The sequence below is a fragment of the Vibrio sp. S12_S33 genome, assembly GCF_963889785.1.
Lineage (GTDB): Bacteria > Pseudomonadota > Gammaproteobacteria > Enterobacterales > Vibrionaceae > Vibrio > Vibrio aestuarianus.
In genome coordinates this window covers 1-245 of the sequence record NZ_CAWPQZ010000421.1, presented here as the reverse complement: position 1 = coordinate 245, position 245 = coordinate 1, and the positions used below count along the sequence as shown (strand labels likewise).

The 245-nt window shown below is 44.1% G+C and carries 1 protein-coding gene; it reads right to left on the bottom strand.

All coding sequences use genetic code 11. From position 1 onward, the window contains the following. Positions 1 to 17: 17 nt before the first annotated feature. The coding region (locus AACW06_RS20620) for a hypothetical protein (RefSeq protein WP_192076422.1) at positions 18 to 245 on the bottom strand (228 nt) is incomplete at its 5' end.

Genomic DNA, 245 nt, shown 5'->3' with positions numbered 1-245 from the left:
CTGTTTTACGGTTTGAGTTAACCACGAATTTGAGGGTAAAAATGCTCATTTGCCGACAGCTCAAAACGAATGGCCGGAGAAATCCCAAAAGATTGACCCCCTAAATTTACCTGAGTTGCATAACGCCCAATTAAGTGGTGAACAACGCACTGACCAAGCCGCCGCATTGCACCGTAAAACACTTTACCTAACGCATAGTAAAACTGCCACGCGTTGAGAATCCACTTGAATTGCTTGTTATGTGA